We start from the raw sequence: 15,872 nt of genomic DNA, 5'->3' as shown, positions 1-15,872 counted from the left end.
CGCCCGGCTACGGAGTCGCCACCAGACCGAGCTCGGCATCCGAGGCGAGACCGTGGTGGTGAGGTAGCACCCGCACCGTGTATCCCACTGCGCCGCTGTGCGGCAGCAGCGTCTCGCCCGCGTAGATGTGCTCACCACCCTCGGTACCCACGTGCGTCATGGCCGTCGTGCGGATGTCGGTGAGGTTCTCTTCCTCGTCGACGCGTCCCACGACCGCCTGCACCACGACGTCCGACGGGTCGAGTCCGCCGAGATCGACGTCGGCGCGCAGCGAGAGATCCGCGCCGATCACCGGGGTGTCCGGCAGACCGTCACTGTCGACCCGGGTGACTTTGACTGCGCTCCATGCCTGTTCGACGCGACGGCGGTACGACGCGACATCCGAGGCACCGCGGTTGTTCTCGGCCGAAGCCGCGCGGGCGGACTCGGCAGCGGGGGCGTAGTAACCCAGCGTGTAGTCCTGAACCATTCTCGACGCCAGCACTTTCGGGCCCAGCTGCTCGAGGGTGTGCCGCACCATTTCGATCCAGCGACTCGGTACCCCGTCGTCACCGCGGTCGTAGAACTTGGGTAGTACCGCCTGTTCGAGCAGTTCGTACAGAGCAGCGGCTTCGAGATCGTCCCGCCGATTGTCGTCGGTGACGCCGTCCGCGGTGGGGATCGCCCAGCCGTTCTCCCCGTCGTACATCTCGTCCCACCACCCGTCGCGGATCGACAGGTTCAGGCCGCCGTTGAGCGCGGACTTCATGCCCGAGGTACCGCAGGCTTCGAGCGGTCGCAAGGGATTGTTCAGCCACACGTCGCATCCCCAGTACAGGAATCGAGCCATGGACATGTCGTAGTCGGGCAGGAACACGATGCGGTGCCGTACGTCGGCCTGGTCGGCGAATCTGACGATCTGCTGGATCAGTGCCTTTCCGCCGTCGTCGGCGGGGTGCGACTTGCCTGCGACCACCAACTGGACCGGGCGAACCGGATCGAGCAACATGGCGCGCAGTCGCTCGGGTTCGCGGAGCATCAAGGTCAGGCGCTTGTATGTCGGCACTCGTCGAGCAAATCCGACGGTGAGTACGTTGGGATCGAAAACGTTTGCTGTCCAACTGATTTCGGCCTCGGTCGAGCCGCGTTCGAGCGCCGAGCGCCGCACCCGACGCCGCACCTCGTCCACCAATTGTGCCCGCAGGGCGTTGCGCGTGGACCACACCTCGTCCGAGGACATCGGCCCCGACTCCGCCCATTCCCGGGCGGACCACGTCGGAGCATGAACGCCGTTGGTGACCGATCCGATCGGCACCTCGGATGCGTCGAATCCCGGCCACAGGTCGTTGAACATCTCGCGGCTGACGATGCCGTGCAACTTCGACACCCCGTTGGCACGTTGCCCCAGACGCAGTCCCATGTGCGCCATGTTGAACACCGAGGCGTCGGCTTCGCCGCCGAGGGCGAGAATTCGATCCATCGGCAACCCCGGCAGCAGCGCCGAGTCCGCGCCGCCGTCCGCACTTGCGAAGTAGTGCCGCGCCAGATCGGCCGGAAACCGGTCGATTCCGGCGGGGACCGGGGTGTGGGTGGTGAAGACGGTACCCGCTCGCACCGCCGCCAGCGCTGCATCGAAGTCCAGTGTTCCCGAGGTGACGAGTTCGCGTATCCGTTCGACGCCGAGGAATCCGGCGTGGCCCTCGTTCATGTGGAACACCTCGGGATCGGGCAGTCCGTGCGCACGGGTGTAGGCCCGGATCGCCCTGACTCCGCCGATACCGGCGAGTATCTCCTGCTTGATGCGGTGATCCTGGTCGCCGCCGTACAACCGGTCGGTGACCCCGCGCAGCTCCGGGTCGTTGTCGGCGATATCGGAATCGAGCAGCAGCAGCGGGACGCGTCCCACCTGGGCGATCCACACCCGCGCTCGCAGCACCCGAGATCCGGGCATCGAGACGTGGATCAGCACCGGAGAGTCGCCGTCGTCGGTGAGCAACCGCAGTGGCAGACCGTGCGGGTCGAGGGACGGATAGCGTTCGGCCTGCCAGCCGTCGGCCGTCAGCGACTGACGGAAGTAGCCCGAGCGGTAGAGCAGCCCGACACCGATCAACGGCAGGCCCAGGTCCGAGGCAGCCTTGAGGTGGTCGCCGGCGAGGATTCCGAGCCCGCCGGAGTAGTTCGGCAGGACCTCGGTGACACCGAACTCCATCGAGAAATACCCGATGCCCGACGGCAGAGCGCGCCCCTCGGCCAGCTCGTTCTGGTACCAGAGCGGTCGAGCGAGGTAGTCGTGGAGATCGGCCTCGGCGGCGTCCAACTCGGCCAGGAAGTGCTCGTCGGCCGCGAGTTCCTCGAGACGCGTAGGCGCGACGGCTCCCAGTACGGCCACCGGATCGCGCTCGAGCTCGGTCCACAACAGTGGATCGATGTGCTCGAACAGATCCTGCGTCGACGGGTGCCACGACCACCTGAGGTTTGTCGAGAGCTCGGCGAGGGCATTCAGGCGGGCGGGAAGGTGGGCTCGGACGGTGAATCGACGCAAAGCTTTCACAGGGTCGAACCCTACCCACGCACACCTGTGTCGATGGGCGGCTTGGACGAAATCCGAGATGTAGTGCCCACCGCGGGCAGTATGCGTCGGCGCACGCGCCATCTGCATTGCTGCACTACGGTTGACGAGTAGAAGCACACCAATATCGGTTCGATCAGAGGTTGCGCCCGCGCAGCCATACCTCTAGCGAAGAATGGAGTGTGAAGTGACAGGTCGACTTGGTATCGACAATGTCCTTCCAGATACGACGACCGGGAAGTACCCCGCGAAAGCGGTGGTGGGCGAGACGTTTCCAGTCTCCGCCGACGTCTGGCGCGAGGGTCACGATGCGGTGGCCGCGACACTGTCGGTGCGCGGGCCTGGAGGCAAACTCGAACGCATCCCGATGACACCGGGCCGCGAACCCGACACGTTCGACGCGGTGTTCGTCCCCTCTCGGCCGGGTTACTGGATCTGCCGCATCGAAGCGTGGAGCGATCCGATCAGCACCTGGCGTCACGCCGTCGAAGCCAAGCTCGGAGTGGGCCAGAGTGCCCACGAACTCGCCAACGACCTCGAGATCGGGGCCCGGTTGTTCCTGCGGGCCGCCACCGGAGTTCCGGCCGAGAGCAGGCAGATGCTGGCCGATGTCGCCGCCGCGCTGCGCGATACCGACCGCCCGCTGCCGGCTCGCGTGTCCTCGGCGTTCGCGCCGGCGGTCGCCGAACTGCTGTTCGCGCATCCGCTGCGCGAATTGGTGACTCGATCTCGTGCGGTCAATGTGTGGGTCGATCGCAATCTCGCGCTCAACGGTGCGTGGTACGAGTTCTTCCCCCGGTCGACCGGTGGGTGGAACGAGGACGGTTCGCCTCGGCACGGCACGTTCGCGACGTCGATCGAGCAGTTGCCCCGCATCGAGCGGATGGGATTCGACATCGTCTACCTGCCGCCCATCCACCCGATCGGCACCATCAACCGCAAGGGCCCGAACAACACGCTGACGCCCGGCCCCGAGGACGTCGGGTCGCCGTGGGCCATCGGCTCGAAGGACGGCGGGCACGACGCCATCCATCCCGAATTGGGCACCGAGGACGACTTCCGCGCGTTCGTCGCCGCTGCACAGGAACACAACCTGGAAGTGGCGCTCGATCTCGCTCTCCAGGCTGCTCCCGATCATCCCTGGGCTGCAACACATTCCGAGTGGTTCACCGTCCTTCCGGACGGCACCATCGCCTACGCCGAGAACCCTCCGAAGAAGTACCAGGACATCTACCCGGTCAACTTCGACAACGACCGACGCGGCATCTACGAAGAGGTGCTCCGCGTCGTCCGATACTGGATTTCGCTGGGCGTCAGGGTCTTCCGAGTCGACAATCCACACACCAAGCCGCCGGACTTCTGGGAATGGCTGATCGCCGAGGTGAAGAAGACCGACCCGGACGTGCTGTTCCTCGCCGAGGCGTTCACCCGCCCGGTGCGCATGTACGGGTTGGCGCAGCGCGGTTTCACGCAGTCGTACACCTACTTCACGTGGCGTACCGCGAAATGGGAACTCACCGAGTTCGCCGAGGAACACGCTCGACGCGCCGACGACGCGCGGCCGAACCTGTTCGTCAACACCCCGGACATCCTGCACGAGAGCCTGCAGCACGGCGGGCCCGGAATGTTCGCTCTCCGAGCAGCTCTCGCGGCGACGATGGCTCCCACCTGGGGCGTCTACTCGGGCTACGAGCTGTTCGAGCACCAAGCCGTGCGAGAGGGCAGCGAGGAGTACCTGGACTCGGAGAAGTACCAGCTGCGTCCGCGCGACTTCGAGGGTGCACTCGCCCGCGGCGAGTCGCTCGAGCCCTGGATCACCACGCTGAACGCGATCAGGCGTGCGCATCCGGCGCTGCAGCAGCTCCGCAACATCCATTTCCACACCATCGACAACGAGGCGCTGATCGGGTACTCGAAGTTCGACCCGCAGACCGGTGACTCGGTCCTGGTGGTGATCAACCTCAATCCCTTCGGAGCCGAGGAAGGCACGATCCACCTGGACATGCCCGCTCTCGGTCACGACTGGCAGGACACCCTCACGATCAAGGACGAGGTGAGCGGCGTTCACTACGACTGGGGCCACACCAATTTCGTTCGGCTCGAGCCCTGGACGTCGGTGGCGCACATCTTCACGCTCCCCCACATCCCGTACCCGGCACGAATCGAACTGGCCTACCGCGGCAACCGAAAGTGAAGGGATTCAACGTGACCGAGAATCCGACGACGCCCGAAGACACCGTCGCAGCCCCGCCCGACAACGATCTCGAACTCATCGCTGCAGGGCGGCACTACAACCCGCATTCCGTCCTCGGTGCCCACCCGGTGCCGGGCGGAACCGCGATCCGGGCCCTCAAGCCCGACGCCGAGAAGGTCGTCGCCCGCATCGGTGGCGTCGACCACGAGCTGACCCACGTCGCGCACGGAGTCTTCTCTGCCCTTCTCCCGTTCGAGGACCTGATCGACTACCGCCTCGTAGTGACGTGGCCCGGTGGACACGTCTCCGAATCCGCCGACGGATACCGCTTCCTGCCCACTCTCGGCGAACTCGATCTGCACCTGTTCGGTGAGGGCAGACACGAGCGTCTGTGGGACATTCTGGGCGCACACCAACAGTCGTACGCGACACCCGACGGCCCCGTCACCGGCACGTCGTTCGCGGTCTGGGCACCCGCAGCCCAGGGCGTCACGCTGGTCGGCGATTTCGACGGCTGGACCGGCCGCACATGGCCGATGCGCGTACTGGGCTCGACCGGAGTGTGGGAGATCTTCGCTCCCGACATCGCGCCGGGCGCACTGTACAAGTTCCGTGTCCACGGCTCCGACGGCTCGGTCAAGGACAAGGCCGACCCGATGGCCTTCGCCACCGAGGTTCCACCGTCGACGGCCTCGGTGGTAACCGCATCCTCGTACACCTGGAACGACGAGTCCTGGCTCGATACGAGGGCCGGCATCGAGCCGACGCAGGCACCGATGAGCGTCTACGAGATCCACCTGGCGTCCTGGCGGCCGGGACTGGGGTACCGCGAACTCGCCGAGCAGTTGGCCGAATACGTCACCGAAACCGGCTTCACCCACGTGGAGCTGCTCCCGGTCGCCGAGCACCCGTTCGGTGGGTCCTGGGGATACCAGGTGACCTCGTACTACGCACCGACCTCTCGCTTCGGCAGCCCCGACGATTTCCGCTACTTCGTCGACCACCTCCACAGTGCCGGAATCGGTGTCATCGTCGACTGGGTTCCCGCCCACTTCCCCAAGGACGAATGGGCCCTGGCTCGGTTCGACGGTGGCCCGCTCTACGAGCACGGTGACCCGCAGCGCGGCGAGCAACTCGACTGGGGCACTTTGGTCTTCGACTTCGGGCGGCGCGAAGTGCGCAACTTCCTGGTCGCAAACGCGCTGTACTGGATCGACGAGTTCCACATCGACGGACTGCGCGTCGACGCCGTGGCGTCGATGCTGTACCTGGACTACTCCCGTCCCGAGGGCGGCTGGTCGCCGAACATCTACGGCGGCCGCGAGAACCTCGAGGCCGTGACCTTCCTGCAGGAGATGAACGCGACGGTGCACAAGAAGCACCGCGGTGTCGTCACGGTGGCAGAGGAGTCGACCGCATGGCCCGGCGTCACCCGCCCGACGAACGTCGGCGGACTCGGGTTCAACATGAAGTGGAACATGGGCTGGATGCACGACACCCTCGGCTTCCTCGGGCGTGACCCCATCCATCGCAGCTACCACCACCACGAGATCACCTTCTCCCTGGTCTATGCGTGGAGTGAGAACTACCTGCTCCCCATCAGCCACGACGAGGTGGTACACGGCAAGGGCACTCTGTGGACTCGCATGCCCGGAGACGACTACGCCAAGGCAGCAGGGCTGCGCGGAATGCTCGCCTACATGTGGGCGCACCCCGGTAAGCAACTGCTGTTCATGGGACAGGAGTTCGGGCAGACCCGTGAGTGGTCCGAGGAACGCGGCCTCGACTGGTATCAGATCGACGAGGAACCTCTGCACAATGGCGTGAAAACCCTTGTGTCCGATCTGAACTCGACGTACAAGACCCATCCGGCGCTGTGGACGCTCGACACCTCGCCGAGTGGATACTCGTGGATCGACGCCAACGACACCGAGAACAACGTGCTGAGCTTTCTGCGGTACGGATCCGACGGTTCGGTCATCGCGTGTATTTTCAACTTCTCCGGAACCGAGCACGGCAGCTATCGTGTGGGACTACCGGAACCCGGCCGCTGGATCGAGATCCTCAACACCGATGCAACGGAGTACGGGGGCTCCGGCGTGGGCAACCTGGGTGAAGTGACGGCTACATCGCACTCGTGGCACGGTCGACCGGCGTCAGGCCAGGTCGCCCTTCCTGCCAACGGGGCGATCTGGATAAAACTGGAGCGATAGATGAGTGGCGGCCGCACACCCCGACTTCTGGCCGCGGCCGCCACTGCAGGGCTGCTCCTGCTGACCTCGTGCGCACAGACCGTCAGCGGAAACGCGGTATCGATCTACGAGAACCCGTTCACCGTCGCCGGACTTCCGGTCACGAACGGGCCGAGCGGGCCCCGTCCCGGTGTCCCCGATTCGACGATCACCGTGGAGAACGCCGAGGGCACCGACTCGGACATTCTCGGCACGAACGCGATCGACGACATCCAGCAGTTCTGGGCCGAGCAGTACCCCGACTTGTTCAAGGGCTCGTTCACCCCGGTCTCGAAGGTCGTCTCGTGGGACGCGTCCGAGGACGAGGGATCGGGCATCAGATTCTGCGGAGACCGCACCGGCGGTATTCCCAACGCCGCCTACTGCACTCGCGACGACTCGATCGGGTGGGATCGCACCATCCTGCTTCCGGCTCTCGTCGACGCATTCGGACCGATGTCGGTGGTCATGGTGATCGCCCACGAATACGGCCACGCCATTCAGCATCAATCGGGCCTCGTCGGCGACGACACCCCGACCATCGTTGCCGAGCAACAGGCCGACTGCTTCGCCGGCGCGTTCATCCGCCACGTCGCCGAAGACGATGCACCGCACTTCACCATCAACACCTCGGACGGACTCAACGGCGTTCTCGCCGCGACAGTCGCCGTGCGCGACGTCGACCCCAACGATCCGGAATCGGTACACGGCTCTGCCTTCGAGCGCGTCACCGCAGTGCAGCTCGGCTTCATCAACGGCGCGGCAATCTGCACCGGTATCGACGAGGCCGAGATCGATTCGCGTCGAGCATCGTTGCCGCAGAAGTTCAGCGACCCGGACGACTCCGGTGAGCTACCGGTCACCGAGGACACCCTCGGAGCCTTCACTCGGTCCTTCGAAACCGTGCTGCCCGTCACCGTTCCACCGAACATCGACTATTCCGGTTCGGACACCGGATGCTCCGACGCCGAGCCCACCGCGCCGGTGTCGTACTGCCCGTCGACCAACACCATCGGTGTCGACGTCGAGGACCTGGCCGAAGTCGGACAGCCCGAGACACCCCGACGCGAAGACATCCTGCCGCTCAACGTTTCCGGCGACTACAGCGCCTACGTGCTGTTCGCCTCGCGCTACACGCTCGCGGTGCAGAGGGAAGCAGGCCAGTCGCTCGACGATCCGCAGGCCGCCCTGCGATCGGCCTGTCTGTCCGGAGTGATCACCTCGGCGATGAGCCTCGAGAGCGGCACGACGGACCTCGAAGTCTGGCTCTCCCCCGGCGATCTCGACGAGGCCGTGTCCGGACTGCTCAGTGACGGCCTCGCCGCCAGCGACGTCAACGGTACGACCCTGCCGTCCGGCTTCTCCCGAGTCGATGCCTTCCGTTCGGGAGTTCTCGGCGGCAAGGAACGGTGCGACGCACGCTACAGCTGAGTACCGCTGTCAGTACAGGGCCGACGCAAGCTTGCGTCGCGCAGAAACCACCAGCGGATCGGCCGAATCGAACAACTCGAACAGCTCGAGCAGACGGGTGCGCAGCGCAGTTCGGTCGTCGCCGGCGCTGATCTTGATACCGTCGATCAACCGCGCAAAAGCCTGCTCCGGTTGTTGACCTGCCATCTCGGCGTCTGCGGCATCGATCCGAGCCTGAACGTTTCCGGCGTCGGCGTCGGCGAGTGCAATCGCGTCCGGTGCCAGATTCTGCACACGCGCAAGGAATTTGACCTGACGCAGTGCGGCGACGGCCTCGGTGTTCTTCGGTTCGGCGTCGATGATCGCCTGGTAGGCAGCTTCTGCCTTCACGAAATCACCCTCGTCGATGGCCTCTTCGGCTGCGACGATCCGCGGATCCTCGATCTCGGGTTCCGGCTCGGCAGCCGCGACTCCGGGCGGACCACTGAGCTTGCCGGCCGTGGCCTGCTCCACTGCCTGCAGCCACTGACGCAACTGCTCGTCCGACTGGGTGCCCTGGAAGTCGGCCAGAGGCTGGCCCGCTGCCACGGCAACGACCGTCGGAATGGCCTGAACGCCGAATGCCTGCGCGATCTGCGGGCTGGAGTCCACGTCGACCCGCGCGAGCACCCACGTTCCCGCGGCCTCGACGGCCAGCTGTCCGAGCTGACGCGTCAACGCCTGGGACTGCGGCGAACGAGCAGACCCCAGGTCGACGATCACCGGAACCTGCGTGGACCGTTGCAGAACTTCGGCCTCGAACGTAGCCGCGGTCACGTCCACGATCGGTGCCAGTCCTCCCGCGTCGCCTGCGGATTCGGCCGCGGGTGCAGGTGCCGGACGGTCCTTGAGAACGGACAGGTCGACGGCACCGGCAATGGATGCGGGAACAACAGCTGACGGGCGGACGGGAGGACGGGAACCGGGTCGAGTCACGCCCTACAGTTTGTCACTAACGCGATGCGTCATCCACTGGCGGGCGGTGCAGGTCGGTCAGGACAGAACCTTGGCATCGGCTGCGGGCCTGCCGGTGCTCAACTCGGCGAGACGGCCGGTGCGCGCGGCCCAGATCTCGAAGATCACGGTGCCGAACGGGGGGAACGCCGCGACGAGCGCCAGCAGGGTCGCCTTGATGTCCCATTTGAGCTTGACCGCCGTCAACACGGCAACGGCCAGATACACGACGAACACGCCACCGTGGATGGGCCCGAAGATCTTCACGCCGATTTCGTTGCCATCGGCAGGGATGTACTTGAACGCCATTCCGATAAGCAGACCCAGCCAGGTGAACGCTTCGAGCACAGCGACGAAGCGGAAGCGTTTGGCTGTACTGCTCAGGTCGAAGAAGTTGGTCATACCCGCTATTGTGCCCGGTTTGCTACGACGGAACGTAGTGGCTCTGGTCTCAGTCCCGCGCCAGAGCCACCACGCGCCTACTGCTTCGGGACTCGAACGATGAGGGCGTCGCCCTGTCCACCGCCGCCGCACAGGGCGGCCGCGCCCACTCCGCCGCCGCGTCGCTGCAGCTCGAGAGCCAGATGCAGGGCGATGCGAGCTCCCGACATGCCGAGGGGATGCCCGATCGAGATCGCTCCGCCGTTGACGTTCACGATCTCGGGATCGATGCCCAGCTCACGCGTCGACGCGATTCCGACCGCTGCGAACGCCTCGTTGATCTCGACGACGTCGAGATCCTTCGGGTCGATGCCGTCCTTCTCGCATGCCTTGACGATCGCGCGAGCCGGCTGTGACTGCAGTGTGGAGTCGGGACCGGCGACCACTCCGTGGGCACCGATCTCGGCGAGCCAGGTCAGACCGAGCGACTCCGCCTTCTCCTTGCTCATCACCACGACGGCGGCGGCACCGTCGGAAATCTGTGACGCCGATCCGGCGGTCACGGTGCCGGCCTTGTCGAATGCGGGGCGAAGCTTGCCGAGGGAGTCGACGGTGGTGTCGGCGCGGATGCCTTCGTCTGCGGTGAACTGAATCGGCTCACCCTTGCGCTGCGGGATCGAGACCGGAACCACCTCGTCGTCGAAGACGCCGTTCTTCCAGGCCGCTGCGGCTTTCTGATGCGACGCGGCGGCAAAGGTGTCCTGCTCCTCGCGAGTGATGACCTCGGTGCTCTGGTTGCGCTGCTCGGTCAGCGCACCCATGGCCTGATCGGTGAAGATGTCGTACAGACCGTCGTACGCGAGGTGGTCACGCATGGTGACATCGCCGTACTTGAACCCGGCGCGCGACTTCTCGAGCATGTGTGGTGCCTGGGTCATCGACTCCTGGCCACCGGCGACGACGATCTCGAATTCACCGGCACGAATCAGCTGGTCGGCCAATGCGATGGCGTCGACTCCGGACAGGCACACCTTGTTGATCGTCAGGGCGGGCACGGTCATCGGAATGCCCGCAGCAACCGCAGCCTGACGGGCTGGAATCTGGCCGGCACCGGCGGTGAGAACCTGGCCCATGATGACGTAGTCGACCTGATCCGGAGCAACACCGGCCTTCTCGAGTGCGCCCTTGATGGCGATACCGCCGAGGTCCGATCCCGAGAAGTCCTTGAGTGCACCCGAGAAGCGCCCGACGGGCGTGCGAGCACCGGCGACGATGACTGTTGTGGTCACGATTTCCTCCGAAAGTATGAAGACGGCCTTGTCGAGATCAACGCTCCGACGATCCCTTCCGATACCGGCCGGGCGGAACACCGAAACGCAGCTGGCGCTAACGTCATGGCCATGACCTCCAGCACGCAGTCTTACACGGGAGCCCCGCTGCGCTCCGACCTGGTGACGGCTATCGACCACGTGGGTGTCGCGGTGCCCGATCTCGATGCCGCGATCGCCTGGTACACAGACCACCTCGGCATGATTGCCGTGCACGAGGAGATCAACGAGGAACAGGGTGTCCGCGAGGCGATGCTCTCCTTCCCCGGAGCGACGGGGAACTCCGCTGCACTGCAGTTGCTCGCACCGATCGACGAGTCGTCCACCATCGCCAAGTTCATCGGCCGCAACGGCCCGGGACTGCAGCAGTTGGCCTACCGCGTCACCGACATCGAAGAGATCTCGACAGAGTTGCGCGCTCGCGGAGTTCGGCTGCTGTACGACGCCCCGCGCCGCGGCACCGCCGATTCTCGGATCAACTTCGTCCATCCCAAGGACGCCGGTGGAGTGCTCATCGAACTCGTCGAACCTGGTCACAATTCGCACTGAGCGAACTCGGTGAGTGAACCGTATGGCCCTCTACTTGACTCACCGGTAAATTGACGGCCATGGCCATCGATCATGAGCGCACTTCCACGGTGCAACTTCCCTTTTCCATCGTCCGGAAAGGGTTCGATCGCGACGAAGTCACCAACTACTTCGAGCGATTCGACGCCGAACTACGGCTGACGACTGCAGATCGTGATGCGGCCGCAGCGCAGGCTCGTGATCTGGCCAAGCAGCTCGACGACGCTCGCGACGAGATCGACGAACTGCGCAAGGACATCGATCGCCTGTCGGTTCCGCCCACCACGGCGGAGGGGATGAGCGATCGAATCTCACGCATGCTGCGGTTGGCCTCGGACGAGGCATCCGAGGTACGCGCCAAGGCGCACTCGGAGTCCGAGGAAATGATCTCCGTTGCGCAGCAGGAGAGTGCCCGACTGCGCGGACGGCACGAGTCACTGGTGGCCGAACTCGAAGAGCGCCGAACGGCACTCGAAGCCGAACATGAGCAGACCATGGCTCAGGCGCGCACGGAGGCGGCCCGAGTGGTCGAGGCCGCGCAGGCCGAGCGCGACAAGTTGGCCGCCGAATCCGAGGCCAAGCGCGCCAAGGTTCAGGAAGACTTCGAGATCACGATGGCCGAGCGCCGAACCAAGGTGCTCACCGCCCTCGAGGAACTAGAGGCGTCCAGCAAGGCCGATGCCGCCCGACGCATCGAAGAGGCGACGACCGAGGCTGCTCGACGGCTTCAGTCCGCCAGTGAACAGGCCGAAAGGCGGATCGCGCACTCCAAGGAACTGGCCGAGGAGCTGCGTGTGCTGCGCAGCCGCGTACTGGCCCAGCTGCTCGGAATCCGGGGCCAGCTCGATTCGGTTCCGGCGATGCTCGCCTCGGTCAATCGCGAAAGCGAGCTGCTCGACAATCCAGACCCGACGGCCATCCTGAAGAAGGAAGAAGAGAAAGCGGCCGCGAAGGCCGAGGAACAGAAGGAATCGGCCGACTCCTCGTCCTGATTCGGCTGATCCTGCGCCTGGCCTCCCCCGCTACGACCATCTACGGGTGAGGCCTCGCGTGTTTCGCCCGGACCAACACCCGGTGTGCCAATGCCGACGATTGTCGGCACCGCCGAAATCGTCCGACGGCCACGCCACGATGTGTGCGACGCCCGGCCGCACCTCGTGATCGCAGCCGGGGCAGCGATACGTCTTGACGGCCTTGGCACCGGGGATCATCCGAGTCGTGTACGTGTCTCCGTCCGGACCGACCTCGACCCGATTGCCGCCCAGCACGGAATCGGTCGGCGGGCCGAGAACACTCGGGCCGCTCCGATTCGCTCTGCGGGGCTGATTACGACGGGGCACCCGTCCAGTGTAGAGAACACGCCGGCGGACACGGACGGTCGTCAGAAAAGCCTGAACTCGGTGCTGTCGGTTCCGCGCAGGACGTCGTAGTCGAGTGTGAGACAACGAATGCCGCGATCGGTGGCCAGCGTCTTCGCCTGAGGCTTGATCACCTGGGCAGCGAAGACACCGCTCACCGGAGCCAGCAGCGGGTCACGGTTGAGAAGCTCCAAGTACCGGGTCAACTGCTCGACGCCGTCGATCTCGCCACGTCGCTTGATCTCGACCGCCACAGTTCCGCCATCAGCGTTGCGGCACAGCAGATCCACCGGTCCGATAGCCGTCATGTATTCGCGCCGCACGAGCGTGTAACCGTCACCCAAGGTACTGACATGCTCGGCCAGCAGCTCCTGAAGATGGGCCTCCACACCGTCTTTCACCAATCCGGGATCGATGCCCAACTCGTGGCTCGAGTCGAGTTCGACGTCATCGATGGTGATACGAAGTTCTTCGCCGGCCTTGTTGGTGACGACCCACTTGATCGTCTCGCCCTCGGTGGTTTCTACCGTCCAGCAGGGCGGCGACATCCAGTTCAGCGGCTTGTAGGCCCTGTCGTCCGCATGCACGCTGACCGATCCGTCGGACTTGACGAGAAGCAGGCGACGAGCGGACGGGAGATGTGCGGTGAGGCGGCCGACGTAGTCGACTTGGCAACGAGCAATAACTAGACGCACTCGACCACCTTAAGGCAGGAGCCCCGTTAGTCTGTGACGACCATGCCGCAATTGAGACGATCTGCCGCTCCCCTGGGTTCCCGCCTGCTCGGCGACACCTCCGAGTCGCCGCGTCGACGACGGATCCGAATCCAGCTGTTGCTGACGGTGTTTCTGATCCTGTCGAACCTCATCGGTGCAGTCATCGTGGGGGTTCTGATCAGCGTAGTGGTGCCCGGACCGGACGTTCTGCGAACGGATCAGTACTGGTGGGTGAATTTCATCGTCGTCCCGGTATACGTGTTCGTGGCTTTCGTCGTCGGTGCCGTCTGGGGCACCACGCACGCTCTGCGAAGCCTGCGGTGGGCAATCGAGGACCGTCAACCCAGCCGCGAGGAGCAGGTCGCGACCCTCGCAATGCCGTGGCGTCTGACCCGAATCCAGATTCTGCTCTGGATAGGAGCCTTGCTGCTGCTCACCACGATCGACGGCATCATCGACGCGGCGTCGATTCCCAAGGTTGCGTTCACGATCGCGGCAGGTGGCACCGTCGTCTGCGCGTTCAGCTACCTACTCAGTGAATTTGCGCTTCGTCCCGCTGCTGCTCGGGCCCTCGAAGCCGGGGATCCTCGCCGAATCCGTATTGCCGGAGTCATGGGCCGATCGATTCTGTCGTGGCTGTTGGGCACCGGCGTGCCGGTCAGCGGATTGATGATCATCGCCATCTTCCGCTTCATCAACCCCGAAACGACAGCGACACAGCTCGCGGTCTGCATCCTGTCCCTCGGAGGAATCACCATCGTTTTCGGCCTTGCGCTGACCGTGCTCGGTGGTTTCGCGACGACGTCCCCGATCAACAATGTGCGGGCAGGCATGGCCGAGGTGGAGAAGGGCAACATGGATGTCCGCCTTGCGGTGTACGACGGCACCGAGCTCGGCGAGCTGCAGAGTGGGTTCAATCGGATGGCCGACGGAGTGCGCGATCGGGAGAAGATTCGAGACCTCTTCGGAAGACACGTAGGACACGAGGTCGCCGAGAAGGCCCTGCAGTCCGAGAGCGAGCTCGGCGGACAGGAACGCGATATCGCCGTGTTCTTCATCGACCTCGTGGGATCGACGGAGCTGGCAGCATCCCGACCCCCTACCGAGGTCGTGGACCTGCTCAACCGGTTCTTCGCCGTGGTGGTCGACGAGGTGGACGAGCACGGCGGCTTCATCAACAAGTTCGAGGGCGACGCGGCTCTGGCCATCTTCGGAGCCCCCAGCGAAATTCCCGACCACTGTGGCTCGGCGCTGGCTGCGGCACGAGCAATTGCCCGACGACTCGTGGTCGAAGTTCCCGAATGCAGCGCCGCGGTCGGCGTCGCGGCGGGACGCGCTGTCGCCGGCAACGTCGGTGCGAAGTCCCGATTCGAGTACACGGTCATCGGAGACCCGGTGAACGAAGCCGCTCGCCTGTCCGAGCTGGCGAAAAATTCCCCCGGAGCGATCCTTGCATCGAAGACCGCCGTGGACGGCGCCTCGGACGACGAAGCGCAGCGTTGGGAATTCGGCGATCGCGTGACGCTCCGAGGACGATCCGCCGAGACGGTCCTCGCGAACCCCAAGGATGTGAAAGTCACCGCCGACGAGCCTGTTGCCGTGCACGCCTGACTCGCATTACCGGTCCTTGCAGTTCCGCAGCCCGTCGCGTCGGTACCGCATTTCGCAAATGCGCGCGCGTTCGTCAGGTGCGCGGAAAATGGGGCTGGTCGGGGTGCGATTCCGCGCGCAGGTGGCGAATGCGCGCGCGTTGGTCGGAGGGGGTGGGCGGAGGGCGGCAGTCGGGGTGCCGAGACGCTCGGGTGGCCGCCGGTGTGCGCGCCGGCATCCGGGTTCGGCCCTGATCGTCGCGAATGCGCGCGCATTTGTCAGGTGCGCGGGGATTGGTGGGTGTTCGGGGTGCGATTGTGCGCGCGGTTGCCGATTGCGTGCGCGTTTGCCCCTGTGGGTGCGGGCTAATTCGGCACGGGTGTGGTGTTTTGTGGGGTGTGGTTTCGAAATGCAGAACACCCCCGGACCGGGTGGTCTGGGGGTGTTCTGGGAAATTGTGTTCGGCGGTGTCCTACTCTCCCACACCCTGTCGAGTGCAGTACCATCGGCGCTGGAGGGCTTAGCTTCCGGGTTCGGAATGGGACCGGGCGTTTCC

General features: G+C 65.1%; 12 protein-coding genes and 1 rRNA gene. 6 read left to right on the top strand and 7 right to left on the bottom strand.

Annotated features, from left to right (window positions below; genetic code table 11):
* Window positions 1–7: 7 nt before the first annotated feature.
* Entirely contained in the window at window positions 8–2,530 is a 2,523-nt protein-coding gene (gene glgP, locus CH306_RS17370; RefSeq protein WP_094647398.1) for an alpha-glucan family phosphorylase, read from the bottom strand.
* A gap of 205 nt (window positions 2,531–2,735) precedes the next feature.
* Here glgP and CH306_RS17365 point away from each other — a divergent pair, with 205 nt between their 5' ends.
* The 3 genes from CH306_RS17365 to CH306_RS17355 are packed head-to-tail and all read left to right on the top strand — an operon-like array spanning window position 2,736 to window position 8,404.
* The gene (locus tag CH306_RS17365) at window positions 2,736–4,742 is read left to right on the top strand and encodes an alpha-1,4-glucan--maltose-1-phosphate maltosyltransferase (RefSeq protein ID WP_094647396.1); all 2,007 of its coding nucleotides are present in this window, start codon (window positions 2,736–2,738) and stop codon (window positions 4,740–4,742) included.
* Between the two features lie 11 nt (window positions 4,743–4,753).
* A complete protein-coding gene (gene glgB / locus CH306_RS17360) occupies window positions 4,754–6,955 on the top strand; it encodes a 1,4-alpha-glucan branching protein GlgB (RefSeq protein WP_094647442.1) in 2,202 nt (733 codons plus the stop codon).
* The gene (locus CH306_RS17355; protein ID WP_094647394.1) at window positions 6,956–8,404 is read left to right on the top strand and encodes a metallopeptidase; all 1,449 of its coding nucleotides are present in this window, start codon (window positions 6,956–6,958) and stop codon (window positions 8,402–8,404) included. It abuts the gene before it with no gap.
* Window positions 8,405–8,413: 9 nt separating this feature from the next.
* On the opposite strand, the gene CH306_RS17350 is transcribed toward CH306_RS17355, so the two are convergent.
* The 3 genes from CH306_RS17350 to CH306_RS17340 all read right to left on the bottom strand — a co-directional run bounded on the left by CH306_RS17350 (window position 8,414) and on the right by CH306_RS17340 (window position 11,046).
* Entirely contained in the window at window positions 8,414–9,301 is an 888-nt protein-coding gene (locus CH306_RS17350) for a tetratricopeptide repeat protein (RefSeq protein ID WP_045199502.1), read from the bottom strand.
* A gap of 114 nt (window positions 9,302–9,415) precedes the next feature.
* Window positions 9,416–9,787 (bottom strand): DUF3817 domain-containing protein, encoded by a 372-nt coding sequence (locus CH306_RS17345; RefSeq protein WP_176459279.1) that lies wholly within the window; start codon window positions 9,785–9,787, stop codon window positions 9,416–9,418.
* A gap of 68 nt (window positions 9,788–9,855) precedes the next feature.
* Window positions 9,856–11,046 (bottom strand): acetyl-CoA C-acetyltransferase, encoded by a 1,191-nt coding sequence (locus tag CH306_RS17340; RefSeq protein ID WP_032394813.1) that lies wholly within the window; start codon window positions 11,044–11,046, stop codon window positions 9,856–9,858.
* Window positions 11,047–11,151: 105 nt separating this feature from the next.
* On the opposite strand from CH306_RS17340, the gene mce reads away from it, so the two are divergent.
* Together mce and CH306_RS17330 are read left to right on the top strand one after the other, a co-directional pair.
* Window positions 11,152–11,634, top strand: coding sequence for a methylmalonyl-CoA epimerase (mce, locus tag CH306_RS17335; protein WP_373453979.1), 483 nt, complete (start codon window positions 11,152–11,154; stop codon window positions 11,632–11,634).
* A 59-nt stretch (window positions 11,635–11,693) separates the two neighbouring features.
* The gene (locus CH306_RS17330; protein WP_032394669.1) at window positions 11,694–12,644 is read left to right on the top strand and encodes a hypothetical protein; all 951 of its coding nucleotides are present in this window, start codon (window positions 11,694–11,696) and stop codon (window positions 12,642–12,644) included.
* A gap of 30 nt (window positions 12,645–12,674) precedes the next feature.
* Here CH306_RS17330 and CH306_RS17325 read toward each other — a convergent pair whose 3' ends face one another.
* Together CH306_RS17325 and nucS are read right to left on the bottom strand one after the other, a co-directional pair.
* Window positions 12,675–12,992, bottom strand: coding sequence for a hypothetical protein (locus CH306_RS17325; RefSeq protein WP_045194504.1), 318 nt, complete (start codon window positions 12,990–12,992; stop codon window positions 12,675–12,677).
* A gap of 41 nt (window positions 12,993–13,033) precedes the next feature.
* Window positions 13,034–13,705 carry an endonuclease NucS gene (gene nucS, locus CH306_RS17320; RefSeq protein WP_032394670.1) on the bottom strand — a complete coding sequence of 224 codons (672 nt, stop codon included), beginning with the start codon at window positions 13,703–13,705 and terminating at the stop codon, window positions 13,034–13,036.
* A 42-nt stretch (window positions 13,706–13,747) separates the two neighbouring features.
* Here nucS and CH306_RS17315 point away from each other — a divergent pair, with 42 nt between their 5' ends.
* Entirely contained in the window at window positions 13,748–15,337 is a 1,590-nt protein-coding gene (locus tag CH306_RS17315; RefSeq protein WP_094647438.1) for an adenylate/guanylate cyclase domain-containing protein, read from the top strand.
* 438 nt (window positions 15,338–15,775) lie between these two features.
* Here the strand turns inward: CH306_RS17315 and rrf are convergent.
* A 5S ribosomal RNA gene (rrf, locus tag CH306_RS17310) occupies window positions 15,776–15,872 on the bottom strand; the annotation flags it as partial.

Source organism: Rhodococcus sp. 15-725-2-2b, from assembly GCF_002259075.1.
Taxonomy (GTDB): Bacteria; Actinomycetota; Actinomycetes; order Mycobacteriales; family Mycobacteriaceae; genus Rhodococcoides.
Note: the sequence above shows the minus strand (reverse complement) of the source record. Positions and strands in the feature narration are given on the sequence as shown.

Bases quoted from the DNA above. Each gene is read 5' to 3' on its own strand.
- CH306_RS17330 (WP_032394669.1), top strand. From the start codon at position 11,694: ATGGCCATCGATCATGAGCGCACTTCCACGGTGCAACTTCCCTTTTCC.
- CH306_RS17315 (WP_094647438.1), top strand. From the start codon at position 13,748: ATGCCGCAATTGAGACGATCTGCCGCTCCCCTGGGTTCCCGCCTGCTC.
- mce (WP_373453979.1), top strand. From the start codon at position 11,152: ATGGCCATGACCTCCAGCACGCAGTCTTACACGGGAGCCCCGCTGCGC.
- CH306_RS17355 (WP_094647394.1), top strand. From the start codon at position 6,956: ATGAGTGGCGGCCGCACACCCCGACTTCTGGCCGCGGCCGCCACTGCA.